Here is a 21,734-nt window from a genome sequence, read left to right as displayed (position 1 = left end):
CTTAAGTTCAACTTTCGCGCGCGACATTGATACGGATCAAATGGCCTCAGCTATGGGCTCACTTCACCTCGATCTAAAGGATTGCGGCAATTGTCCGATCCGCCACCGTGCCGTCTGTTCGCGCTGCGAACCCGACGAGCTCGAGGTGTTGGAAGAAATCAAATACTACCGCAGCTACGAGGCCGGGCAGCCGATCCTGTGGTCCGGCGACCATATGGAATTCGTGGCCTCGATCGTGACCGGAATATCCACCCTCAGCCAGACGATGGAGGACGGCCGCACCCAGATGGTCGGCCTGCTTCTTCCGTCCGATTTCATCGGGCGTCCGGGGCGTGAAACGGCGGCCTTCGACGTGGTCGCGGTGTCCGACGTGACGCTTTGCTGTTTCCGCCGCCGCCCCTTCGAGCAACTCATGACCAACACCCCGCATATCGGGCAGCGCCTGTTGGAAATGACGCTGGACGAACTGGATTCCGCGCGCGAGTGGATGACCGTTCTCGGGCGCAAGACCGCGCGCGAAAAGATCGCGAGCCTTCTGCTGATCGTCGCGCGGCGCGATGCGTCGCTGCGCAAGCAACTGCCGGGCGACGGTATGGTCTTCGACCTGCCCCTCACGCGTGAAGCGATGTCGGATTATCTGGGCCTGACGCTGGAAACCGTGAGCCGCCAGATCTCGGCGTTGCGCAAATCGGGGATCATCCAGCTTGAAGGCAAGCGGCGCGTGATCGTGCCGGACCTTCAGGACCTGATCGCCGAAACCGGCGATGACGTGGACGGCGGGATGATTATCTGACGAAAATGGCGGCGCAGTCGGACCGCGCCGCCACGCCGGATCAGACCTTGTTCGGGTCGACCGTGCGGAACGTCAGCCCGCAATTCTTCTGCTCTGACACGGACTGAATCGTTTCGAGTTGGCCCTTGAGGCTGGCAAGCTCGGTCGCGTTGGTGCCGTTGCCCCCGATGAAGAACGCGGCAGGCCAGAAAATCACCGCCGCCGCCGTGGTCGCGACCGCATCGCGGGTGGCGTTCTTGTCCTGCACCCCGGCCACGGTGTTGGCGCGGCTCGCCACCCGTTGCGCCTCGTCCGACAACTGCTTGCAGGACATGCTCTCGTACAGCGCGGGCGAGACATAGGACGCTTCGATGTTCGCGCTGGATTTGGCACAGGCCGACAGCGCGGCCGTGCAAAGAAGCACGGTCGTAATGGTTTTTGGATTCAATGGGTTACCCTCACTCACTGGTTTTGTGACCGCACGATAGCCACGGGCACCGACGCCCGCCACCCGCACGGCAAAAAAAAGACCGGTGGGGGTGCCACCGGTCAGTCCTTCAGGGAGGAAAAAACGTACTCGTCACATGGTCAATGCATGAGAAGCAGCGGGCGTTCCGTCAGCTCCAGCATATTTCGCGTCGCACCGCCGAGGATCGACTCGCGGAAACGGGAATGGCTGTAGGCACCCATGACGATCATGTCGGCGTCGATGTCGTTGCCATGCCGGGCCAGCACGTCCGCGACGCGGGGCATGGTCTTGGACAGGACCGAAAGCTCGGCCTTCACCCCGTGACGGGCAAGGAACTGGCTCAACTGCCCACCGGGGTCGGACCGTTCGGGGCCATGTTTGGGCGGGTCGATGATCGCGATGTTCACCGTCGAGGCGGCCTTGAGGAAGGGCAGGGCGGCCTTGACCGCGCGCAGAGCTTCGCGGCTTTCGTTCCAGCCGATCAGGATGCGGTCGGCCTTGTCCGGGAAGCTGTGCCCGTCGGGCTGGATCAGCACCGGCACGTCGCCCTCGAACATCGCCGCCTCGGAGATCGCCTCCATGTCGTGCCCGCGCCCCTTGGAATAAGGCTGCGGCAGAACCACGAGGTCGGAAAAGCGGGTGCGATGCGCGATCAGCTGGTTCACGGCGACCATCTGCGCCGACAGGCCGGTGGCCGACCAGTTGAACGTCGATCCTGCGAGCGTCTTGCGCGCCATATCCTCGATCGCCAGGGCATCCTCGCGGGCCTGATCGAGACTGTCCTGCATCACGACGGCGGTGGCGCCGGCGTAATAGAAACCGGGCTGCGTCCGGTCGAGGCCAAGGCACAACACGTCGAGGTGCGCCTCGTTCGCGGCGGCGATTTTCTGCGCCGCGTCGAAGGCGGACGCTGAGTCCTTGGGGTCGGTGAGAACCGTGGTCACGGTGCGGAACGCCTTCATGGCTGCCTCATGCTGTCAGGGGCCGGAATGGAACGGCCGGACGGTGTATGACGCCATGGTGCATAGGGTCCGAAGAACGCGCTTTGATATGTGTCAAATCGCTAATTTCACAAAGCCCACGGGGTTTTGACATGGATCAAGGTTACTGGCCCCCCAACAGGTCAAACCCCCAATCAGTCGAAAAGCGCGGACTGGGTGGGATTCGTCCTTTGTCCGAGCCGCGTAGTGACAGACAGAAGGGACGTAACATGTGGGATTACCTTAAACTGGTGATCTTCGGCCTCATTGCAATACTGGCCGCGATTGCCACCACCTATGCCCGCGATCTCGCTTACCTGGTCCACGCCATTCTGGTCGTGGCGATCGCGGCGGCGGGCTTCATCATCACCCTGCGCAAGATGGGTCATGAGAAGGCGCCGAAATCCGGGTATCTCGACGCACCGATCCGTATCGGTGTCGCACTCACCGCATTCTGGGGTGTCGTGGGCTTCCTCGTCGGAACCTACATCGCCTTCATGCTGGCATTCCCGCAGCTCAACTTCGCTTGGGCCGAGGGCATCCTGAACTTCGGGCGCCTGCGTCCGCTGCACACCTCGGCGGTCATCTTCGCCTTCGGTGGCACGGCGCTCATCACGTCCTCGTTCTATGTCGTTCAGCGCACCACCGGCGCGCGTCTTTGGTCCGACGGGCTGGCATGGTTCGTGTTCTGGGGCTACCAGATCGTCATCCTTCTGGCCGCGACCGGCTATATCCTCGGCTCCACGCAGGGCAAGGAATACGCCGAACCGGAATGGTACACGGACCTCTGGCTGACGATCGTCTGGGTCGGCTACCTGCTGCTGTTCATGGGCACGCTCATGAAGCGCAAGGAGCCGCACATCTACGTCGCCAACTGGTTCTACCTGTCGTTCATCATCACCATCGCGATGCTGCACGTCGTGAACAACCTGTCGATCCCGGTGTCGATCTTCGGCTCCAAGTCGGTGCAGGTCTTCGCGGGCGTTCAGGACGCCATGACCCAGTGGTGGTACGGCCACAACGCGGTCGGCTTTTTCCTGACCGCGGGCTTCCTGGGCATGATGTACTACTTCATCCCGAAACAGGCCGAACGGCCCGTTTTCAGCTACAAGCTGTCGATCATCCACTTCTGGGCGCTGATCTTCCTTTATATCTGGGCCGGTCCGCACCACCTGCACTACACCGCGCTTCCCGACTGGGCCTCGACCCTCGGCATGGTGTTCTCGGTCGTGCTGTGGATGCCCAGCTGGGGCGGCATGATTAACGGCCTGATGACGCTCTCGGGCGCCTGGGACAAGCTGCGCACCGATCCGATCATCCGCATGATGGTCATCTCGGTCGGCTTCTACGGCATGTCCACCTTCGAAGGCCCGATGATGTCGATCAAGGCTGTGAACTCGCTCAGCCATTACACCGACTGGACCATCGGTCACGTGCACTCCGGTGCGCTGGGCTGGAACGGGATGATCACCTTCGGGATGCTCTACTTCCTGTTCCCGAAACTGTGGAACAAGGCGGGCCTCTACTCGCTGAAACTCGTGAGCTGGCACTTCTGGCTCGCCACCATCGGCATCGTGCTCTACGCCGCGTCGATGTGGGTGACGGGGATCATGGAAGGCCTGATGTGGCGTGAAGTCGACGCGCAGGGTTTCCTCGTGAACTCCTTCGCCGACACCGTGGCCGCGAAGTTCCCGATGTATCTGGTCCGTGGCTTCGGGGGTATCCTGTACCTCTCCGGTGCCCTGATCATGGCCTACAACCTCTGGATGACCGTTCGCAAAGCACCGCTGGCCGAAGCCACGACGCCTGCTGCGGCACCGGCTGAATAAGGAGGACCATAGACATGGGAATTCTTGATAAACACGCCGTCCTTGAGAAAAACGCCACGCTTCTGCTGGTCGGATCTCTCCTGGTCGTCACCGTCGGTGGCATCGTCGAAATCGCCCCGCTGTTCTATCTCGAAAACACGATCGAGGATGTAGAGGGCGTGCGCCCCTACTCCCCGCTCGAGATGGAAGGCCGGAACATTTACATCCGCGAGGGCTGCTACGTCTGCCACTCGCAGATGATCCGGCCGATGCGGGACGAGGTCGAACGCTACGGGCATTACAGCCTCGCCGCGGAGTCGAAATACGACCACCCGTTCCAGTGGGGCTCCAAGCGCACCGGGCCGGATCTGGCCCGCGTGGGCGGCCGCTACTCGGACGAGTGGCACGTCGACCACCTCGTGAACCCGCAGTCGGTGGTGCCGGAATCGGTCATGCCGAAATACGCCTACCTTCTCGATCGGCCGCTCGACGGGCGCTACATCGAGGACGTGCTGCGCACCAACGCCTTCGTCGGTGTGCCCTATACGGACGAGCAGCTCGAAGCCGCCGTCGCGGATTTCAAATCGCAGGCCGACCCGGATGGGGTGGTCTTCGAGGATAGCGATCCCGATGCCGTCGTCGAACGCTATCCGGGCGCACAGGTCCGCAACTTCGACGGTCAGCCCGAAGTGACCGAGATGGACGCGCTGATTGCCTACATGCAGATGTTGGGCACGCTCGTGGACTTCTCGACCTTCGAGCAGACCCCCGAAGACTGGATCCGGTAAGGGAGGCGATGATGGATACCTATTCGATCTTCCGAGAAATCGCGGACAGCTGGGTGCTTCTGGCCATGTTCCTGTTCTTCATCGCGACGGTGCTCTGGGTGTTTCGCCCCGGCTCGCGCGATCTGCACAGGGACGCGGCACAGGCCCCCTTCCGCAACGATGAACCCGGCGCTGATATGAAGGAGGCCCGGCAATGAGCGACAACAAAGACCAAGTGGAAACCACAGGTCACGTCTGGGACGAGGACCTGAAGGAGTTCAACAATCCCCTGCCGCGCTGGTGGATCTGGACCTTCTACGCCACGATCATCTGGGGCATCGGCTACACCATCGCCTATCCGGCTTGGCCGCTGATAAACGGGGCGACGCGCGGTGTTCTGGGCTACTCGACCCGCACCGAAGTCGCGGACGAGATCAACCGCTTCGAAGAGATGAATGCGGGCGTGAAGGCCGAGCTTGCCGCGATGGACGTGACCGAGATTGCGTCGAACGAAGCGGTGGCGAACTATGCGATCCAGTCGGGCCGCGCGACCTTCGCGACCTATTGTTCGCAGTGCCACGGTTCGGGCGCCAACGGCATCGAAGAGGGCAACGGCTATCCCAACCTTCTCGATGACGAATGGCTCTGGGGCGGCGACATCGAAGCCATCACCTACACGGTGACCCACGGCATCCGGAACGAGGAAGACCCTGACGCGCGCTATTCGCAGATGCCCGCGTTCGGCGACGACTACCTCTCGGATGACGAGATCACCAACGTGGTGGCCTATGTCATGTCGCTGTCCGGTCTCGAAGGTTCGGGCGATGTGGCCGAGGGCGAGACGGTGTTCGCGGACAACTGCACCGCCTGCCACGGAGAAAATGCGGAAGGTGATCCAGATCAAGGCGCGCCGAATCTCTCCGATGCAATCTGGCTGCACGGCTCGAGCGAAGCCGCGATCGAAACCTCGGTCCGGCAGGGTCCGTTCGGTGTGATGCCGAACTGGAACTCTCGCCTCGACGAAGCCGAGATCAAGGCCGTTGCGGCCTATGTACACCAGCTGGGCGGCGGTCAGTAACCGCCGGCTGGCACCAAGTTCCGGGGCCTCACTCCCCGGTACAAGGCACCGACCCCTGATCCTGTTCGCGCGTTTCTCCGGGGTCGGTGCCAACTTAACGAAGGGTCGGAGGGCTGCCTCCGGCCCTTTTTCGTGCCATGTGTGGGCGATGACGGATGATCGGACATACGCGTTTCGGCGCGCCACCCCGGACGACCTGCCCATGCTGCGGCTGTGGCTGGCCGCAACGCGTGTGGCGCGTTGGTGGGACGACGAAGACCCTTTCGACGACGAGGATCTGGCGGACAAGGGGTTCCGCGCCTGGATCGTCAGCCACGAGGGCCGGGCGTTCGGGTATGTGCAGGACTATGACGTGCACGGGTGGCCGGATCATCCGTTCACCTTCCTGCCCGCCGGATCGCGTGGGATCGACCTGTTCATCGGGCCCGAGGATATGGCGGGGCAGGGACACGGTTCTGGGCTGATCCGGGCGTTTTCCGACTGGCTTCTCGCGGGCGGCGCGCCCAGCGTCGGGGCCGATCCGCATCCCTCGAACGCCGGGTCCATCGCGGCCTTCGCCAAGGCGGGGTTCCAACCGGCGGGCCAGCCGCAGGACGGCCCCCACGGGCGCTATCTGCCGATGGTGCGGGTGACGCGCCCGCCCGAACGGGACGGGTGAACGAGTACGGCGGACCCGAGGGTGAGCCCGCCGTAACCGTCTTAGGGACAAACCGGCCCAGAACCTGTTCGCATCTCCGAGGCCGGTAGCTTCGGTATCACATATTCGGGGCGATGCGGGAAGCGGCGCGACGGGGCAGCACCCGGTGCGACATGCCATCGCACCCTGCGCCAAGCCGTCGCATGGCCATGAAACCCCTGTTTTTGCGGGGCCTTAAAACATACGCTGCAAAGTAAGGTTACGTTGCGTCAACTGGCCCGGTGCGGCGCGGTATGTTGATCCAAGTCAAGGCTCGGGCGGGGCCTGAGACCCTAGAACCGGACAAACGCGAAACCCAGGATCGGATTCCCATGTCGACGAGTGACACCCCCGAGGCACCGCAGAAACTCTATGCCGCGCGCGAACCCGTGTTCCCGCGCCGGGTGCGCGGTCATTTCCGCGCGCTCAAATGGTGGATCATGGCGCTGACCCTTGGTGTGTACTACCTGACGCCGTGGATTCGCTGGGACCGGGGTCCGAACCTGCCGGATCAGGCGGTTCTCGTGGACCTTGCCGGGCGGCGGTTCTTTTTCTTCTGGATCGAAATCTGGCCGCATGAATTTTACTTCATCGCAGGCCTGCTCATCATGGCGGGGCTGGGCCTTTTCCTGTTCACCTCGGCGCTGGGCCGGGTCTGGTGCGGCTATGCCTGCCCGCAGACCGTCTGGACCGACCTGTTCATCCTGACCGAACGCTGGATCGAGGGCGACCGCAACGCGCGGGTGCGTCTGTGGAAATCCAAGTGGGACCTGAAAAAGTGGCGGCTGCGCCTGTCGAAATGGTTCGTCTGGCTGCTTATCGGCCTCGCAACGGGCGGCGCATGGGTGTTCTACTTCGTCGATGCGCCGACACTGGCGCGCGACCTCGTCACCCTGAACGCGCATCCGGTGGCCTATTCCACCATGGGCATCCTGACCTTCACCACCTTCTTCTTCGGCGGCATCGCGCGTGAGCAGATCTGCATCTACGCCTGCCCGTGGCCGCGTATCCAGGCCGCGATGATCGACGAGGACACCCTCGTCGTCGCCTATCGCGACTGGCGCGGCGAGCCGCGCGGCAAGCACCGCAAGGGGCCGGAGGCCGAGAAGCTGGGCGATTGCATCGACTGCATGGCCTGCGTGAACGTCTGCCCGATGGGCATCGACATCCGCGACGGTCAGCAACTCGAATGCATCACCTGTGCGCTCTGCATCGACGCCTGTAACGAGATGATGGACAAGGTCGGCAAACCGCGCGGTCTGATCGACTATATGGCGCTGAAGGACGAAACCCACGAACGGGCGGGCGGCCACAAGCGCCCGATCATGAAGCACATCCTGCGCCCGCGCACGATCATGTACACGGCGCTTTGGGCCGCCGTCGGCGTCGCGCTGACCGTCGCGCTGTTCATCCGGCCTGACCTTCAGATCACCGTGCACCCGGTGCGCAACCCGACCTTCGTGACCCTGTCCGACGGCTCGGTGCGCAACACCTACGAGGTGGGCATCCGAAACAAGCACGGGGAAAGCCGCCCGTTCTACTTCTCGCTGGGCGTGGACAGCCCGTTCACGGTAAACGTGGAAGGATCGATCGAGACGATGCTCGTGGTCGACCCGGACACGGAAGGCAAGACCCGGCTTTACGTCACGGCCCCCGCTGGCAGCGAGGTCGCGCGCGACGACCGGACCGAAATTCGCATCTGGGTGATCGACGGCGTGACGGGCGACCGCGCGTCCCACGACACCGTCTTTAACGGGAGAGGGCAATGAGCATGACCTATGACGCCCCCGACACGGGCAAGAAACTCACCGGCTGGCATGTGCTTGCCATCTTCGTCGGCGCCTTCGCCATCATCATCGGGGTGAACGTGTTCATGGCGGTCAAGGCCGTCGGCACCTTTCCGGGGCTCGAGACGCGCAACTCCTACGTCGCGAGTCAGAAGTTCGACACCGACCGCGCCGCGCAAGAGGCGCTGGGCTGGGACGTGGCGCCGACCCTGTCGGGCGAAACCCTGATGCTGATGATTACCGATCAAGCGACGGGCCTGCCGGTCATGGTGCGGGACGCGGGCGGCATCCTTGGCCGCGCGACCCATGTGGCCGACGACCAGACGCTGACCTTCAAGCGCACCATGAACGGCACCTACGTGACCGAGGTCGGCGCGCTCGATTTCGGCAAATGGGAACTGCGGCTCGAAGCCGTGGCCGACGACGGCACGCCGTTCCGCCAACTCATCGAACTCTACATTCCGAAGAACTGACCCATGGCCGCCCCTGTTTCCGCCTGTCCAGCCTGTGATGCTGCCGCGCTTGCCGAAAGCACGGCCGGAAGGGGCTATGCGGGCGATGGGGGTGAGGCCAAGCGCATCATGCTGTCGTTGCCGCAGGTCTACTGCGCGGCCTGCATCGTGGGGGTGGAAAAGGGGCTGACCACGCAGCCCGGCGTGCGTTCGGCACGGGTGAACCTGACGCTGAAGCGCGCGACGGTCGAGGTCGATCAGGATGTCGAGCCGGAGGCGCTCGCGGATTACCTGACCGGCATCGGGTTCGAAGCCTATGAGCTCGACGCGGGCGCGTTGATGGCGACCGAGACCGACAAACGCTCGCGCGAACTTCTGATGCGGCTGGGCGTTGCGTTCTTCGGCATGATGAACGTGATGCTCCTGTCGGTCGCGGTCTGGTCCGGCGCCTCGGACGCGACGCGCGATCTGTTCCATTGGGTCAGCGCGGGGATCGCGCTGCCCATCGTGGCGTTCTCGGCCCAGCCGTTTTTCACGAGCGCGTGGAGCGCGCTTCGGGTCAAGCGGCTGAACATGGATGTGCCGATCTCGCTCGCCATCCTGCTGGCGGCGGGCATGTCGGTCTACGAGACGATGCATTCCGGCGAACACGCCTATTTCGACGCCGCGCTGTCGCTGACCTTCTTCCTGCTCGCGGGCCGTTATCTGGATCACCGCACCCGTGCCGTGGCGCGGTCGGCGGCCGAGGAATTGGCCGCGCTCGAAGTGCCGCGCGCGCACCGGATCGTGGAGGGCGGCGAAGAGGTGGTGAGCGTCGCCGATCTTGCCATCGGTGATGTCGTGCGGGTCACGCCCGGCAACCGGGTGCCTGTGGACGGCATGGTCGAAACGGGTGAGAGCGAGGTGGACCGGTCGTTCCTGACGGGCGAGTCGCTCCCGATCTTCGCCGGCCCCGGCGACATGCTGAACGCGGGCGAGGTGAACCTGACCGGGCCGCTCACGCTGCGGGTCGCGGCGGCGGGCAAGGATACCGCGCTGCACCGCATGGCCGATCTGGTCGCCATCGCGGAAACCGCGCGCAACAAATACACCGGGCTGGCCGACAAGGCCGCCGCGATCTATGCGCCGGTGGTGCATTTGCTGGCGCTGGGCGCGTTCATGGCATGGCTGGTCATCACGGGCGGCGATGTGCGCCTTGCGCTGAACATCGCGGTTGCCGTGCTTATCATCACCTGTCCCTGCGCGCTGGGCCTTGCCGTACCTGCGGTGACGACGGCGGCGAGCGGGCGGCTCTTCAAGAAGGGGATGCTCCTCAAATCCGCAACGGCGATGGAGCGGCTGGCGGACGTGGATCACGTCGTCTTCGACAAGACCGGGACGCTGACCGAGGGCGCGCCGAAGCTGGAAAACCTTGGCGATCATGCCGAGGCCGATCTGGTCGTGGCGCTGGGTCTGGCGCAGGGGTCGGCGCATCCGCTGGCCCAAGCCATCGCGTTCGCGGCGCGGGGCGAGGGGCTGGTGCCTGCGGCGCTGACCGACGTGCGCGAAGTTCCGGGCCACGGGATCGAGGCGCTTTGGAACGGCCAGCAGGTTCGGCTCGGCCGCGCCGAATGGGTGGGGGCGCATGTGCTCGGACGCACCGCGACCTACCTCAAGATCGGCAAGCGGCCCGCGGTGGCGTTCACCTTCACCGACGCGCTGCGCGACGGCGCGAAGGAGGCCGTGACGGCGCAGAAGGCGGCGGGCTGTGGCGTGACGCTGATCTCCGGCGATGCCGAGGAAGCTGTGCGCGACGTGGCGTTCCGGCTTGGCATCGACGATTTCCGCGCGGGCATGTTGCCGGACGGCAAGGTGGCCGAGGTTGAGGCGCTGGCTGCGTCAGGCAAGCGGGTGCTGATGGTCGGTGACGGTCTCAACGACACCGCCGCGCTGGCCGCCGCGCATGTGTCGATCAGCCCGGCCTCGGCGCTGGAGGCCGCGCGGGTCGTGTCGGATATCGTGCTGTTGGGCAAGAGCCTCGCCCCCCTTGGCGACGCGCTGCTGACCTCGCGCAAGGCGACGCGGCGGATCAAGGAAAACTTCGGAATCGCAGCGACTTACAACGCCATCGCCATTCCCGTGGCGCTGCTTGGCTTCGCCACGCCTCTGGCGGCGGCCTTGGCGATGTCGGCCTCATCCATTATGGTCACGCTCAACGCGCTTCGGCTGAAAGTGGGCAAATGAACGTACTCGTGTTCCTCATCCCGACTTCGATCTTTCTGGGTCTTCTGGGCCTCGTCTTTTTCCTCTGGACGATGCGCTCGCGCCAATACGACGACCCGGCGGGCGACGCGCAGCGTATCCTGTCGGGGATCTACGACGACGCCCCGCCTGAGGATTGAAGGCGCAGCGCTCGAACCCCGAGATTCCATTTTGCGACATTTTTAAGCTGACAGCGCATTTTTTGTGCGCCGCCCGTCTGGCGCCAGCCGAATCTCGCCGTTGATCCGGCCCCCGACCTGACAACGCCCGCCCCCCGCGCTCAGATGATCCACGGACAGCCGGAGGAATCATGACCCACCAGCCGGGGGCGACGTTGGAGCACGAGGCGAGCCAGCCCCGCGCGCGCGGGCGGGTGCAGGTGAGTTCCAAGCTGCGCGACGGACGGTCGGTGATCGACGGTCTGGCCATGGCCGGGTCGATGAAGGCGCTGTTTCCGCGCACCGACACCACCGGGCTCGACACCATGCTCATCAACACGGCAGGCGGCGTGACCGGGGGCGACCGTTTCTTCATCGAAGCGACCGCCGGGCCGGGCACCACCCTGACCGTGACGACGCAGGCCGCCGAACGGGCCTATGCGGCACGCGGCGAGACCGCGGGGCGGATCGAAACGCATCTGAGCGTGGCGCGTGATGCGCGGCTGAACTGGCTGCCGCAGGAAACCATCCTTTTCGAGCATATGAATTTCGAGCGCAGTCTGACGGTCGATCTGGACCCCGGCGCCCGGTTCCTGATGGTCGAGCCGATCATCCTTGGCCGCGTCGCGATGGGCGAGCGCATCCAAGATGGCCGGTTCCGCGACCGGGTGGCGATCCGGGTCGGCAGGCAGGCGGTCTATCTCGACGGTGTGGCGCTGACCGGGGATGTCGATGCGCAGATGTCGACGGCCTCGACCCTGAACGGCGCGCGGGCGATGGCCGCGCTGGTTTACGTGGGCGCCGATGCCGAGGCGTGGCTCGAACCGATGCGCCGCCTGATGCCCGAAACCGGGGGTGTGAGCCTGCAATCTCCCGACCTTCTGACCTGCCGGATCGTGGCACAGGACGGCTTTGCGCTGCGCCGCGCGCTGGTTCCCGCGATCCGCCTGCTCAACGACGACGAACTCCCAAGACCCTGGATGCTGTGACATGAACCTGACCCCGAGAGAAAAAGACAAACTGCTGGTCGCCATGGCCGCCATCGTCGCCCGCAAGCGGCTGGAGCGCGGGGTGAAGCTGAACCATCCCGAGGCCATCGCGCTCATCACCGACACGGTGGTCGAGGGCGCGCGCGACGGACGGTCGGTGGCCGAGATGATGCAGGCGGGCGCGGCAGTCATCACGCGCGATCAATGCATGGAGGGCGTGCCGGAGATGATCCACGAGGTTCAGGTCGAAGCCACGTTTCCCGACGGCACCAAGCTCGTCACCGTTCACAACCCCATTCGCTGAGGAGACCTCATATGCGTTATCTCGTTGCCCTGCTCGCTACCACCGCCCCCGCTTTGGCCCATCCCGGTCACGGCGCGGCGCTGCATCTGCATGAAAAGGACGGGTTTCTGATCGCGGGCATCGCCTTCGTCATCGGGGTCAGCCTGTCGGCCGTCGCGGTCATCAAAGCGGCGAAGGCCCGGAAATGATCCCCGGCGAGGTCATGGCGGCCCCCGGTGAGCTCGTCCTGAACGAGGGCGCGCCGGTCACGACCCTGATGGTGGCCAACACCGGCGACCGTCCGGTTCAGGTCGGCAGTCATTATCATTTCTACGAGACGAACCCGGCGCTCGATTTCGACCGCGAGGCGGCGCGGGGCCTGCGCCTCGACATCGCGCCCGGAACGGCGGTGCGGTTCGAGCCGGGGCAATCGCGTGAGGTCAACCTCATCCCCATCGGGGGCGCACGCAAGATCTATGGCTTCAACCAGAAGGTCATGGGGGCGCTCTGATGCCGATGTCGCTGGAAGGGTCGTGCCAATGCGGAGCGGTGAACTTCACCGTTCAGAGCCGCACGCCCGTGCCCTACCAGCGGTGCTATTGCTCGATCTGCCGACACTCGGCCGGGGGCGGGGGCTTTGCCGTCAACATCGGGGCAATCGCAGACAGTCTGAGTTGCGACAACTGGGAAGGGCTGGGAAGCTATCACGCCGTCCATGACAGCGGGCGTGCGTCGCATGGCGAACGGTTTTTCTGCAAGACCTGCGGGAGCCAGCTTTGGCTTTTCGACGAACGCTGGCCGGACCTCGTGCATCCGCTGGCGAGCGTCATCGACACCAAGCTGCCGGTGCCTTCGGCGATCACGCACATCTGGCTGGTGGACAAACCCGACTGGGTCGAGGCCGAGATCGGAAAGGGTGACCGCAGCTTCGACGGCTACCCGGACCTGTCGCTGGAAGAATGGCACCGGGCGAACGGGGTTTGGGTGGAATGATACGGACGATGCGGAGTGGGGCCTTGGCGGCCTGCTCATCTGACAGACCAAGGCGCGGCGAGGGGTAAGACATGCCAGCAACCATCAAACGATCCGACTATGCCGCGATGTTCGGCCCGACCACCGGCGACAAGGTGCGGCTGGCGGACACGGACCTTATCATCGAGGTCGAGCGCGACCTGACCGCGACCGGCGGGTATGGCGATCAGGTGAAATTCGGCGGCGGCAAGGTCATCCGCGACGGGATGGGGCAGAGCCAGTCTCCGCGTGCCGACGGGGCCGTCGATTGCGTCATCACCAACGCGCTGATCGTGGACTACACGGGTATCTACAAGGCCGACGTGGGACTGAAGGACGGGCGCATTGCGGCCATCGGCAAGGCGGGCAACCCCGATACGCAGGACGGCGTGAACATCATCGTCGGTCCGGGGACCGAGGCGATTGCGGGCGAGGGCAGGATCCTGACCGCGGGGGGCTTCGACAGCCACATCCATTTCATCTGTCCGCAGCAGATCGAGGATGCGCTGCATTCCGGGGTGACCACGATGCTGGGCGGCGGCACGGGGCCGGCGCATGGCACGCTCGCCACCACCTGCACGCCGGGGCCGTGGAACATCGCGCGGATGCTTCAGGCGGTCGATGGCGTGCCGATGAACATCGGGTTCGCGGGCAAGGGCAACGCCTCGCTCCCCGCCGCCTTGGAAGAACAGGTGATGGCGGGCGCCTGCTCGCTGAAGCTGCACGAAGACTGGGGGACGACGCCGGGGGCGATTGATTGCTGCCTGAGCGTGGCCGATGACCTTGACGTGCAGGTGATGATCCACACCGATACGCTGAACGAGTCCGGGTTCGTCGAGAACACCGTGGCCGCGATGAAAGGCCGAACGATCCACGCTTTCCACACCGAGGGCGCGGGCGGCGGCCATGCGCCCGACATCATCAAAATCTGCGGCGAAGATTTCGTGCTGCCCTCGTCCACCAACCCGACGCGGCCCTTCACGGTGAACACGCTGGAAGAGCATCTGGATATGCTCATGGTTTGTCACCACCTCGACAAGTCGATCCCCGAGGATGTGGCGTTCGCGGAATCCCGCATCCGGCGCGAAACCATCGCGGCGGAGGACATTCTGCACGACATGGGCGCATTCAGCATCATCGCGTCCGACAGTCAGGCGATGGGCCGCGTGGGCGAGGTGCTGATCCGCACGTGGCAGACCGCCGACAAGATGAAGAAGCAGCGCGGGCGTCTGGCCGAGGAGACCGGCGACAACGACAACTTCCGCGTCCGCCGCTATATCGCGAAATACACCATGAACCCGGCGATTGCGCATGGGATGAGCCATGAGATCGGGTCGATCGAAGTCGGCAAGCGCGCGGACCTTGTGCTGTGGAACACGGCCATGTTCGGCGTGAAGCCGGAGATGGTGCTGATCGGCGGCATGATCGCAATGGCGCAGATGGGCGACCCGAACGCCTCGATCCCGACGCCGCAGCCGGTCTATTCCCGGCCCATGTTCGGCGCGATGGGGCGGGCGGTCGAGAACTCGGCCGTAACCTTCGTCAGCGCCTGCGCCCACGACAACTCCATCGCCAAGACGCTGGGGCTGATGAAGAACACGGTCGGCGTGAAGAACACGCGGGGGATCGGGAAGAAAGACCTCGTCCTGAACGACGCGACACCGGAGATCGAAGTGCATCCCGAGACCTACGAGGTGCGGGCGAACGGCGAATTGCTCACCTGTGAACCGGCAAGCGAGCTGCCGATGGCGCAGCGGTATTTCTTGTTCTGAATGGGGGCGGTTGCGTCCATATACTCCAAACGGGGGCTTGCCGGAATCGGACAAATGCCGGTCAGAATGGGAATTACCCATTTTGAACCGAGGATTTCCGCCATGCCTTTCCGCCTTTGCGCCCTGACGACGGCCCTCGCCGCCGCCCTCCCGCTTTCCGCCAATGCCGCCTGTGTCGCGCCCGGTGACCTTGCTCGAGGCATCGCGTTCACCCGCGAGATCAAGGGGCAGGGGGCCGCGCAACCGAACGGGCAATACGTGCAGGTGAATTATGGCCGGGGCGATGCGGTGGTCGCTCGCTATGGCATCTTTCCGGTGCAGGGCCATTTCTCGGATGCGCCCGAGAACGTGATCGGGGCGTGGTTCGAGCAGACCTCGAAATACAGCTTCGGGGGCAATCCGCCCAAGCCGCAGTCGGGGCGGGTCTGGACCTCGACCCTCAACGTCAAGGCGACGGGGAGCGATCAGTCGGGCGCGTTCAAGGAGAATTACCGCTACACCGTGCGTTACGTGTTCGAAGAAATGCGGCAGGCCACGCTGTCGGGCTGCACCTACGCGGTCATGGGCGTGACGGCGCGGTTTCAGGGCGAAGGGCGCGACTGGACCGACCGTTACGCCTATTTCCCTGAACTGGGGTATGGCCTGCTGACGCAATACACGGACAACCAGACCGGACGCACCGCCCGCTACGGCATCACCAAGATGGTGACGAAATGAGGGGCGCGGCGATCCTTGCCGCCGGTGTCGCGGGGCTCGCGGGGCCGGGTGCGGCGGCGTGCCTGACGGCCGCGAACCTCGACCGGGGGGTCGTCGTGACCCGTCAGGCCACCGGGCCGACCACCGTGACGCGCACGGGGCAGGGGACGCGCTATCAATTCACGCGACGTTTCGACCCCGACACGACGGATGGGTTCGCGGTGGATCGTTACACCGACATTCTGCGCGACGGGCCGTTTCCGATCCGGGAAAGCGGGTCGACCACGGCGGTCGCCCTAACGGGGCAGGCGCCGCTCGACTTCAACACGACGTGGTCGTCGGACTGGCGGATGAGCGGTGCGCGGCCCCGGCTCGACCCGCTCACCCGAGCGACACGGGCCGTGACCGAGGTGTCGTCCTCGTCCAACGGTCTGGACGATCAGCGGGGGCGCACGCGCTGGCAGGTCACCTACACCTTCCTCGAAGAAAAGAGCGCGCGGGTGAGCGGTTGCGACTACCGCGTGATGGGCATCACCGCCGAGCATCGGGACGGGCAAACGGCCTTCCTCGACCGTTACGTTTATTTCATCGACCTCGACATGGCGGTTCAGACCCAGTGGACGGAACTGGCCTCGGGCGTGCAGCGAACCTATGGGATCACGGGGGTGCAGGCGCGATGAGACTGTTCCTTGCATTGACCCTGCTCGCCGGCCCCGCGCTGGCCGATTGCCCGCGCCCTTCGGACATGGCCGGGAACGGCGTTCGGTTTTCGGCCTCGACCGGGGATGTCGAGACCTTCGTTCGCTATGCCGACGGCTCGGTCGAATCCACGGTCGAAAGCGAGACGAAGCCGACGGTGCGCGCCGTGCTGGCCAAGGGCATGTACCTGACCCGGATCTTCGATCTGGTCGACGGCAAGGCGGAGAACGAGACGCGGTATTCTTATCCGACCGCGCTCGACAACCTGCCGGAACCGTTTCCCGATGGCGCCCTCACCCTGACGGTCGAAGGGTTCGACGGCACCGACCGGTTCAAGTCGACCGAGACCTATACCTTCGGGCCAGCATCCGTCTTGACCATCGGCACCTGCGCCTTCGCGATGATCCCGGTCGCGTTGTCTTACGGGCAGGAGCGCGAAATCTATCACTACCTGCCGGAATACGGCCTGTCCTACCTTGCCGAGAGCATCGCGCCGGACGGGGCCAAGACCGATTACCGTTACGACACCGTTATGGGGTTGAGATGAACTTGCCTGCCGCCCGAGCCGTGAAAAACCTCCACCACACCGACGCACGGGTGGTGCTGACCTATGACGAGCGGTTCCTGAGGCGCAGGGTTCTGACCACCGAGACGGGCGAGCGGTTCCTCGTCGATCTGGCCCAGACGACGAGCGTCGGGGTGCATGACGCCTTCGTGCTGGAGGACGGGCGCAGCGTGGGCGTCGTGCCGGCGGAGGAAGACCTTTACGAGGTGACGGGCGACGACATGGTGCGGCTCGCCTGGCACATCGGCAATCGCCATACGCCTGCACAATTGGCATCTGCCGCAATTTTCATCCAACGCGACCACGTCATGCGGGACATGCTGACGCGGCTTGGCGCTTCGGTGCGCGAAGTGGTTGCACCCTTCACCCCCGAAGGCGGAGCCTATGGTCACGGTCGCACCCACGGGCACGACCATTCGCATACCCACGGCCCCGAAGGCCACGACCACGACCACGGAGATCACAGCCATGCGCACTGACGCGGTTCTCACGCTGACCCAATGGCTTTCGCCCGCCTTTCCGGTCGGGGCTTTTACCTATTCGCATGGACTGGAGGCCGCGTTCGAGGCGGGGTGGATCAAGACCTCCGCCGATCTGGAAACGTGGCTCACCGACCTGCTGACGCTCGGCTCGGCCCATGCTGACGCGCATTTCGTGGCCGCCGCCTATCACGCCCGGGTGCCGCTGGCCGAGGTGGACCGGGCGGCGCGGGCCTTCGCGCCCTGCCGCGAACGGCTGCTCGAGGCCGAGGCGCAGGGGCGGGCGTTCTGCGACGTCGTGGGCCATGTGTGGGACGCCGACCTCGCCGGCCTGACATATCCGGTGGCGCTGGGCCGTGCGGTGGCGATCGAGGGGCTGCCGCTGGAGCTGTCGCTCACGCTTTACCTTCAGGCGTTCGTCTCGAACCTGGTCTCGGCGGCGCAGCGGCTTGGCCCGATCGGCCAGACCGAGGCGCAACGCGTGATCCGCACGCTGTCACCGATCTGCGAAGAGACCGCGCGGGAAGCGGCGGACGGGGAGTTGACGCATATCGCCTCGTCCTCGTTCCTGTCCGACATCGCGGCGATGAAACACGAAACCCAACGCTCGAGGATTTTCCGCACATGAATGGACCCCTGAGAGTAGGCATCGGTGGCCCGGTGGGGGCTGGCAAGACCACCCTGACCGCCGAACTGGCCAAGGCGCTGAAAGACCGCTGTTCGATGGCGGTCATCACCAACGACATCTACACGCAGGAGGACGCCGAGGCGCTGATGCGGATGCAGATCCTGCCCGCCGACCGCGTCGTCGGCGTCGAAACCGGCGGCTGCCCGCATACGGCGATCCGGGAGGATGCGTCGATCAACCTCGCCGCCGTGGCCGATCTGAACGCCCGTCACCCCGATCTGGACCTGATCCTGATCGAAAGCGGCGGCGACAACCTGTCGGCCACCTTCAGCCCGGAACTGGCCGACATCACGCTTTACGTCATCGACGTGGCGGCGGGGGAGGAGATCCCGCGCAAAGGCGGCCCCGCGATCACGCGAAGCGACCTTCTGGTCATCAACAAACGCGATCTGGCGCCCTATGTGGGGGCCGATCTGGGGGTGATGGAGCGTGACGCGACCCGGATGCGGGCCGGGAAACCCTTCGTTTTTTCTGCATTGCGGCACGGTGAGGGTGTCTCCGACATCGTGGAACACATTGTAAATATTGGGGGATTGAGCCTCGCCCCGGCCGGCTCTGCAAATGCTGCATAGCGGCATTGCCGCATTGTCGGTGTTCGTGGCAGCCTGTGTGACCTAATTAGATCGGCAAGGGGGGAAACCCTGAGCAACACAATCTGATCTGAGGTTCCCAAGATGGCCTATACCGCAACCAACTCCGACTTCGCCGCTTCGCACCCGGTCTTCGCCCGTGTTCTGAACGGTCTGAAATCCTTCGGTGCCGCCTATGTCGAAGCCCGCTCGCGCCAAGCTGAAATCGCCGCGTTCGAGTCGCTGTCGGACGCCGAGCTCGCCGAACGCGGCCTCACCCGCGACGGCATCGTCCGCCACGTTTTCGCGGACACCTACTACCTCTGATCGAGGATCAGAGCGTGACGAAATCGCCGGGCCGGGTGCCCGGCTTTTTTGTGTCTGGAGACCTGCGGATCGGTGGAGCGGGCGACGGGAATCGAACCCGTATCATCAGCTTGGAAGGCTGAGGTCTTACCATTACACAACGCCCGCTCGGTGACTGCGTACCTATGGCATCGTATTTCCGGGGTCAAGATCGAGACGGTGCTGGCCTGAGGGCTTTCCACTGATGCGTCTGCGAAGCATGTCGACGCGGAGTTGCGGCCTACTTCTAGCGTCAGGGATATCGGGCGTCAGGCATACCTCTCAGTTCGTCGAATGCGGTGGGCGTTTACGGCTCTTCGAACAACTCGAGGACAACCGCCCGTCGCCTTCGCGAAAAATGTCGGGCATCGCTGACGCTGCCCAACCGAAAAACTCCGCGCCCCGCCCGGCATGGATGCGAAAAGGGCGGCACCTGAATGCCGCCCTCGATCTCGTCAGTCCTGAAGCGCGCCTTCTTCGTCGCGGCGCATCTTGGCTTTCACGCGTCGCCCGACGATGACGGGCAGGATGAAGCCGACGATAGCGATGGACCACAGGATGATCGTCAGCGGGCTGTCGATCAGCGTCCACCAGTTGCCGTTGTCGATGGTGATCGCGCGGCGCAGGTTGTTCTCCATCGCGTTGCCCAGAAGCGTGCCCAGAATGATCGGCACCAGCGGCACGTCGAACTTGCGAAGCACCCAGCCCATCACGCCGAAGCCGATCATCACCAAGAGGTCGAAGGACGAGCCCGAGATGCCGTAGATCCCGACGAAGCTGACCATCGCGACGATCGGCATCAGGATACGGGGCGGGATCAGCAGGACGCGGGTGAACAGACCCACCATCGGGATGTTCAGCGCCAGCAGCATGAAGTTCGCGATGAACAGCGCCGCGATCAGGCCCCAGACCACATCCGGGTTCTGCGTGAACAGCAGCGGGCCGGGGGTGATGTTCAGCGACAAGAGCACGGCGAGCAGAACCGCCGTGGTGCCGGACCCCGGCACACCCAGCGCCAGCATCGGTACCAGCGCACCCCCGGCGGCGGCGTTATTGCCCGCCTCGGGCGCGGCCACGCCACGCGGGTCGCCCGTGCCGAAGGTGCCTTCCTTGTCCACCAGCCGCTTCTCGAACGAATAGCTGATGAACGAGCCGAGCGAGGCCCCCGCACCGGGCAGAACGCCCGCGATGAAGCCCAGCACCGAGGTGCGCAGCATGGTCGGCGTCGTCTGTTTAATCATCGAAACCGGCGGATAGAGCCGTCCGATGGTCAGCTTTTTCGCGTCCGCTTCGGAGTTGCCGTGGCGCTCTTCGAGGAAAATGAACACCTCGGACAGGGCGAACAGACCGACGATTGCGACGAGGAAGTCGAGGCCGTCGTAAAGGTGCACTTCGCCGAAGGTGAACCGAGGCACGCCGGTCTGCGTGTCGACGCCGATCGTGGCGAGACCCAGACCCAGCGCGGCGGCGAAGGCCGATTTCGCCTGATTGGTGGAGGACACGCCGCCCAGCGTCATGAACGCGAGCGCGAAGAGCGCGAAATATTCGGCAGGGCCGAACAGAAGCGCGATCTTGACGAGTTGCGGGGCCAGCAGGATGAGCCCCCAGGTGGCAAGAAACGCACCGACGAAGGATGCGATGCCGGAGAGCGACAGCGCCTCGCCCGCGAGCCCCTTCTTCGCCATCGGGTACCCGTCGAGACAGGTCATCATGGCGGGTTCATCGCCGGGAATATTGAGCAGGATCGACGATATTCGCCCGCCATACATCGCGCCGTAGTAGACTGATGTCAGCAGGATCAGCGACGGCGTCGCGCCAAGGCCCATGGTAAAGGCGAGCGGGATCAAGATGGCGACGCCGTTCGACGGACCAAGGCCGGGCAGCGCGCCCATGATGGTGCCGAGGAAACAGCCCAGCAGCGCGAGCCACAGGTTGTTCCACGTCAAAGCGATGGCGAAACCATCGGCGAGGTTTGCGAAAGTTTCCACGTGAGCCTCCTCAGAAGCCGAGCGGGCCGCGCGCGAGCGACAGGCCGAAGATGAGGTGGAAGATCACGTAAATCCCCACGGAGGAACCGACCCCGGTCAGGACGGCACCGACGATGCCGGACCCCAATCGCCAGCTCAGGTAGGCGGCTGCGACGGCGGTGGCGATGACGAAGCCCACGACCGGCAGAAGCTCGGCATACAGCACCATCATCACGACGGCGGCGAGCAGTTCGGCGAGGCGGCCGAGGCCGGGCCAATGCGGGGCGGCGTCGGGTTTGATCGCGATGACGATGCTGGACAGGCCCAGCACGACGGCGACGATGAGGGGGAAGCCACTCGGCCCGACGGCGTCCGAGAGGAAGCTTTCCTCGATGTTCCAGGCGGCGACGGCGAAGCCGATGGCCAACAGCAGGCCGACGGCACCGAATATGCGATCGCTCATGGCGCTCTCCTTGCGGCAGA

The 21,734-nt window shown here is 64.6% G+C and carries 27 protein-coding genes and 1 tRNA gene; 23 read left to right on the top strand and 5 right to left on the bottom strand.

Annotation, left to right across the window (positions count from 1 at the left end):
- Window positions 1-52 precede the first annotated feature (52 nt).
- On the top strand, window positions 53-793 hold the full coding sequence (gene fnrL / locus RB2654_RS10180; RefSeq protein WP_008331127.1) for a transcriptional regulator FnrL: 741 nt from the start codon (window positions 53-55) through the stop codon (window positions 791-793).
- Window positions 794-833: 40 nt separating this feature from the next.
- Here fnrL and RB2654_RS10175 read toward each other — a convergent pair whose 3' ends face one another.
- Both RB2654_RS10175 and RB2654_RS10170 read right to left on the bottom strand, forming a co-directional pair.
- Window positions 834-1,196: a hypothetical protein gene (locus tag RB2654_RS10175; protein ID WP_008331126.1), complete on the bottom strand. Its 363-nt coding sequence runs from the start codon at window positions 1,194-1,196 to the stop codon at window positions 834-836.
- Between the two features lie 164 nt (window positions 1,197-1,360).
- Window positions 1,361-2,203 (bottom strand): universal stress protein, encoded by an 843-nt coding sequence (locus RB2654_RS10170; RefSeq protein WP_008331125.1) that lies wholly within the window; start codon window positions 2,201-2,203, stop codon window positions 1,361-1,363.
- A gap of 248 nt (window positions 2,204-2,451) precedes the next feature.
- Here RB2654_RS10170 and ccoN point away from each other — a divergent pair, with 248 nt between their 5' ends.
- The 22 genes from ccoN to RB2654_RS10065 all read left to right on the top strand — a co-directional run bounded on the left by ccoN (window position 2,452) and on the right by RB2654_RS10065 (window position 19,266).
- Window positions 2,452-4,050: a cytochrome-c oxidase, cbb3-type subunit I gene (gene ccoN, locus RB2654_RS10165; RefSeq protein ID WP_008331124.1), complete on the top strand. Its 1,599-nt coding sequence runs from the start codon at window positions 2,452-2,454 to the stop codon at window positions 4,048-4,050.
- Window positions 4,051-4,064: 14 nt separating this feature from the next.
- The gene (gene ccoO / locus RB2654_RS10160; protein WP_008331123.1) at window positions 4,065-4,817 is read left to right on the top strand and encodes a cytochrome-c oxidase, cbb3-type subunit II; all 753 of its coding nucleotides are present in this window, start codon (window positions 4,065-4,067) and stop codon (window positions 4,815-4,817) included.
- 11 nt (window positions 4,818-4,828) lie between these two features.
- The gene (locus RB2654_RS10155) at window positions 4,829-5,014 is read left to right on the top strand and encodes a CcoQ/FixQ family Cbb3-type cytochrome c oxidase assembly chaperone (protein ID WP_040884692.1); all 186 of its coding nucleotides are present in this window, start codon (window positions 4,829-4,831) and stop codon (window positions 5,012-5,014) included.
- Window positions 5,011-5,874 carry a cytochrome-c oxidase, cbb3-type subunit III gene (ccoP, locus tag RB2654_RS10150; protein ID WP_008331119.1) on the top strand — a complete coding sequence of 288 codons (864 nt, stop codon included), beginning with the start codon at window positions 5,011-5,013 and terminating at the stop codon, window positions 5,872-5,874. Before RB2654_RS10155 ends, ccoP begins: the two co-directional genes overlap by 4 nt.
- Before the next feature lie 148 nt (window positions 5,875-6,022).
- Window positions 6,023-6,532, top strand: coding sequence for a GNAT family N-acetyltransferase (locus tag RB2654_RS10145; RefSeq protein ID WP_008331117.1), 510 nt, complete (start codon window positions 6,023-6,025; stop codon window positions 6,530-6,532).
- Between the two features lie 350 nt (window positions 6,533-6,882).
- Window positions 6,883-8,319 carry a cytochrome c oxidase accessory protein CcoG gene (gene ccoG, locus RB2654_RS10140; RefSeq protein ID WP_040884691.1) on the top strand — a complete coding sequence of 479 codons (1,437 nt, stop codon included), beginning with the start codon at window positions 6,883-6,885 and terminating at the stop codon, window positions 8,317-8,319.
- Window positions 8,316-8,810, top strand: a complete 495-nt coding sequence (locus RB2654_RS23200; protein WP_008331115.1) for a FixH family protein — start codon at window positions 8,316-8,318, stop codon at window positions 8,808-8,810. The genes ccoG and RB2654_RS23200 overlap by 4 nt, the downstream gene beginning before the upstream one ends.
- 3 nt (window positions 8,811-8,813) lie before the next feature.
- Complete coding sequence (locus RB2654_RS10130; protein ID WP_008331114.1) at window positions 8,814-11,012, top strand: heavy metal translocating P-type ATPase; 2,199 nt, start codon at window positions 8,814-8,816, stop codon at window positions 11,010-11,012.
- Window positions 11,009-11,170: a cbb3-type cytochrome oxidase assembly protein CcoS gene (gene ccoS / locus RB2654_RS10125; RefSeq protein ID WP_008331113.1), complete on the top strand. Its 162-nt coding sequence runs from the start codon at window positions 11,009-11,011 to the stop codon at window positions 11,168-11,170. The genes RB2654_RS10130 and ccoS overlap by 4 nt, the downstream gene beginning before the upstream one ends.
- 170 nt (window positions 11,171-11,340) lie before the next feature.
- Entirely contained in the window at window positions 11,341-12,177 is an 837-nt protein-coding gene (locus tag RB2654_RS10120) for an urease accessory protein UreD (protein ID WP_008331112.1), read from the top strand.
- A 1-nt stretch (window position 12,178) separates the two neighbouring features.
- Entirely contained in the window at window positions 12,179-12,481 is a 303-nt protein-coding gene (locus RB2654_RS10115; RefSeq protein WP_008331104.1) for an urease subunit gamma, read from the top strand.
- Between the two features lie 11 nt (window positions 12,482-12,492).
- Window positions 12,493-12,669 carry a hypothetical protein gene (locus RB2654_RS23390; protein WP_008331102.1) on the top strand — a complete coding sequence of 59 codons (177 nt, stop codon included), beginning with the start codon at window positions 12,493-12,495 and terminating at the stop codon, window positions 12,667-12,669.
- Window positions 12,666-12,971 carry an urease subunit beta gene (locus RB2654_RS10110; protein WP_008331099.1) on the top strand — a complete coding sequence of 102 codons (306 nt, stop codon included), beginning with the start codon at window positions 12,666-12,668 and terminating at the stop codon, window positions 12,969-12,971. Before RB2654_RS23390 ends, RB2654_RS10110 begins: the two co-directional genes overlap by 4 nt.
- Window positions 12,971-13,453, top strand: coding sequence for a GFA family protein (locus tag RB2654_RS10105; RefSeq protein ID WP_008331098.1), 483 nt, complete (start codon window positions 12,971-12,973; stop codon window positions 13,451-13,453). Before RB2654_RS10110 ends, RB2654_RS10105 begins: the two co-directional genes overlap by 1 nt.
- Before the next feature lie 71 nt (window positions 13,454-13,524).
- The gene (gene ureC, locus RB2654_RS10100; protein WP_008331096.1) at window positions 13,525-15,243 is read left to right on the top strand and encodes an urease subunit alpha; all 1,719 of its coding nucleotides are present in this window, start codon (window positions 13,525-13,527) and stop codon (window positions 15,241-15,243) included.
- A 102-nt stretch (window positions 15,244-15,345) separates the two neighbouring features.
- The gene (locus RB2654_RS10095) at window positions 15,346-15,960 is read left to right on the top strand and encodes a hypothetical protein (protein ID WP_008331094.1); all 615 of its coding nucleotides are present in this window, start codon (window positions 15,346-15,348) and stop codon (window positions 15,958-15,960) included.
- Window positions 15,957-16,619 carry a hypothetical protein gene (locus RB2654_RS10090; protein WP_008331092.1) on the top strand — a complete coding sequence of 221 codons (663 nt, stop codon included), beginning with the start codon at window positions 15,957-15,959 and terminating at the stop codon, window positions 16,617-16,619. The genes RB2654_RS10095 and RB2654_RS10090 overlap by 4 nt, the downstream gene beginning before the upstream one ends.
- On the top strand, window positions 16,616-17,185 hold the full coding sequence (locus RB2654_RS10085; RefSeq protein WP_008331089.1) for a hypothetical protein: 570 nt from the start codon (window positions 16,616-16,618) through the stop codon (window positions 17,183-17,185). Before RB2654_RS10090 ends, RB2654_RS10085 begins: the two co-directional genes overlap by 4 nt.
- Window positions 17,182-17,682 (top strand): urease accessory protein UreE, encoded by a 501-nt coding sequence (locus RB2654_RS10080; RefSeq protein WP_008331080.1) that lies wholly within the window; start codon window positions 17,182-17,184, stop codon window positions 17,680-17,682. Before RB2654_RS10085 ends, RB2654_RS10080 begins: the two co-directional genes overlap by 4 nt.
- Window positions 17,672-18,310, top strand: coding sequence for an urease accessory protein UreF (locus RB2654_RS10075; protein ID WP_008331079.1), 639 nt, complete (start codon window positions 17,672-17,674; stop codon window positions 18,308-18,310). The genes RB2654_RS10080 and RB2654_RS10075 overlap by 11 nt, the downstream gene beginning before the upstream one ends.
- Entirely contained in the window at window positions 18,307-18,942 is a 636-nt protein-coding gene (gene ureG / locus RB2654_RS10070) for an urease accessory protein UreG (protein ID WP_040884687.1), read from the top strand. Before RB2654_RS10075 ends, ureG begins: the two co-directional genes overlap by 4 nt.
- Window positions 18,943-19,044: 102 nt before the next feature.
- Window positions 19,045-19,266 (top strand): hypothetical protein, encoded by a 222-nt coding sequence (locus RB2654_RS10065; protein WP_008331077.1) that lies wholly within the window; start codon window positions 19,045-19,047, stop codon window positions 19,264-19,266.
- Between the two features lie 73 nt (window positions 19,267-19,339).
- Here RB2654_RS10065 and RB2654_RS10060 read toward each other — a convergent pair.
- The 3 genes from RB2654_RS10060 to RB2654_RS10050 form a co-directional block, all read right to left on the bottom strand.
- Window positions 19,340-19,413, bottom strand: a tRNA-Gly gene (locus tag RB2654_RS10060).
- 326 nt (window positions 19,414-19,739) lie between these two features.
- Window positions 19,740-21,272: a tripartite tricarboxylate transporter permease gene (locus RB2654_RS10055; RefSeq protein WP_008331076.1), complete on the bottom strand. Its 1,533-nt coding sequence runs from the start codon at window positions 21,270-21,272 to the stop codon at window positions 19,740-19,742.
- 10 nt (window positions 21,273-21,282) lie between these two features.
- Window positions 21,283-21,714, bottom strand: a complete 432-nt coding sequence (locus tag RB2654_RS10050; protein WP_008331075.1) for a tripartite tricarboxylate transporter TctB family protein — start codon at window positions 21,712-21,714, stop codon at window positions 21,283-21,285.
- Window positions 21,715-21,734: the final 20 nt, after the last annotated feature.

It is taken from the genome of Maritimibacter alkaliphilus HTCC2654 (assembly GCF_000152805.1).
In the GTDB taxonomy this organism is placed as follows: domain Bacteria; phylum Pseudomonadota; class Alphaproteobacteria; order Rhodobacterales; family Rhodobacteraceae; genus Maritimibacter; species Maritimibacter alkaliphilus.
The sequence above is the reverse complement of the archived record's forward strand: the minus strand, read 5'-3'. Positions and strand labels throughout refer to the sequence as shown.

Excerpts from the sequence above, each read along its gene's own strand:
- fnrL (WP_008331127.1), top strand. The coding sequence starts at position 53 with ATGGGCTCACTTCACCTCGATCTAAAGGATTGCGGCAATTGTCCGATC.
- RB2654_RS10170 (WP_008331125.1), bottom strand. The coding sequence starts at position 2,203 with ATGAAGGCGTTCCGCACCGTGACCACGGTTCTCACCGACCCCAAGGAC.
- ccoN (WP_008331124.1), top strand. The coding sequence starts at position 2,452 with ATGTGGGATTACCTTAAACTGGTGATCTTCGGCCTCATTGCAATACTG.
- ccoO (WP_008331123.1), top strand. The coding sequence starts at position 4,065 with ATGGGAATTCTTGATAAACACGCCGTCCTTGAGAAAAACGCCACGCTT.
- RB2654_RS10155 (WP_040884692.1), top strand. The coding sequence starts at position 4,829 with ATGGATACCTATTCGATCTTCCGAGAAATCGCGGACAGCTGGGTGCTT.
- ccoP (WP_008331119.1), top strand. The coding sequence starts at position 5,011 with ATGAGCGACAACAAAGACCAAGTGGAAACCACAGGTCACGTCTGGGAC.
- RB2654_RS10145 (WP_008331117.1), top strand. The coding sequence starts at position 6,023 with ATGACGGATGATCGGACATACGCGTTTCGGCGCGCCACCCCGGACGAC.
- ccoG (WP_040884691.1), top strand. The coding sequence starts at position 6,883 with ATGTCGACGAGTGACACCCCCGAGGCACCGCAGAAACTCTATGCCGCG.
- RB2654_RS23200 (WP_008331115.1), top strand. The coding sequence starts at position 8,316 with ATGAGCATGACCTATGACGCCCCCGACACGGGCAAGAAACTCACCGGC.
- RB2654_RS10130 (WP_008331114.1), top strand. The coding sequence starts at position 8,814 with ATGGCCGCCCCTGTTTCCGCCTGTCCAGCCTGTGATGCTGCCGCGCTT.
- ccoS (WP_008331113.1), top strand. The coding sequence starts at position 11,009 with ATGAACGTACTCGTGTTCCTCATCCCGACTTCGATCTTTCTGGGTCTT.
- RB2654_RS10120 (WP_008331112.1), top strand. The coding sequence starts at position 11,341 with ATGACCCACCAGCCGGGGGCGACGTTGGAGCACGAGGCGAGCCAGCCC.
- RB2654_RS10115 (WP_008331104.1), top strand. The coding sequence starts at position 12,179 with ATGAACCTGACCCCGAGAGAAAAAGACAAACTGCTGGTCGCCATGGCC.
- RB2654_RS23390 (WP_008331102.1), top strand. The coding sequence starts at position 12,493 with ATGCGTTATCTCGTTGCCCTGCTCGCTACCACCGCCCCCGCTTTGGCC.
- RB2654_RS10110 (WP_008331099.1), top strand. The coding sequence starts at position 12,666 with ATGATCCCCGGCGAGGTCATGGCGGCCCCCGGTGAGCTCGTCCTGAAC.
- RB2654_RS10105 (WP_008331098.1), top strand. The coding sequence starts at position 12,971 with ATGCCGATGTCGCTGGAAGGGTCGTGCCAATGCGGAGCGGTGAACTTC.
- ureC (WP_008331096.1), top strand. The coding sequence starts at position 13,525 with ATGCCAGCAACCATCAAACGATCCGACTATGCCGCGATGTTCGGCCCG.
- RB2654_RS10095 (WP_008331094.1), top strand. The coding sequence starts at position 15,346 with ATGCCTTTCCGCCTTTGCGCCCTGACGACGGCCCTCGCCGCCGCCCTC.
- RB2654_RS10090 (WP_008331092.1), top strand. The coding sequence starts at position 15,957 with ATGAGGGGCGCGGCGATCCTTGCCGCCGGTGTCGCGGGGCTCGCGGGG.
- RB2654_RS10085 (WP_008331089.1), top strand. The coding sequence starts at position 16,616 with ATGAGACTGTTCCTTGCATTGACCCTGCTCGCCGGCCCCGCGCTGGCC.
- RB2654_RS10080 (WP_008331080.1), top strand. The coding sequence starts at position 17,182 with ATGAACTTGCCTGCCGCCCGAGCCGTGAAAAACCTCCACCACACCGAC.
- RB2654_RS10075 (WP_008331079.1), top strand. The coding sequence starts at position 17,672 with ATGCGCACTGACGCGGTTCTCACGCTGACCCAATGGCTTTCGCCCGCC.
- ureG (WP_040884687.1), top strand. The coding sequence starts at position 18,307 with ATGAATGGACCCCTGAGAGTAGGCATCGGTGGCCCGGTGGGGGCTGGC.
- RB2654_RS10065 (WP_008331077.1), top strand. The coding sequence starts at position 19,045 with ATGGCCTATACCGCAACCAACTCCGACTTCGCCGCTTCGCACCCGGTC.
- RB2654_RS10050 (WP_008331075.1), bottom strand. The coding sequence starts at position 21,714 with ATGAGCGATCGCATATTCGGTGCCGTCGGCCTGCTGTTGGCCATCGGC.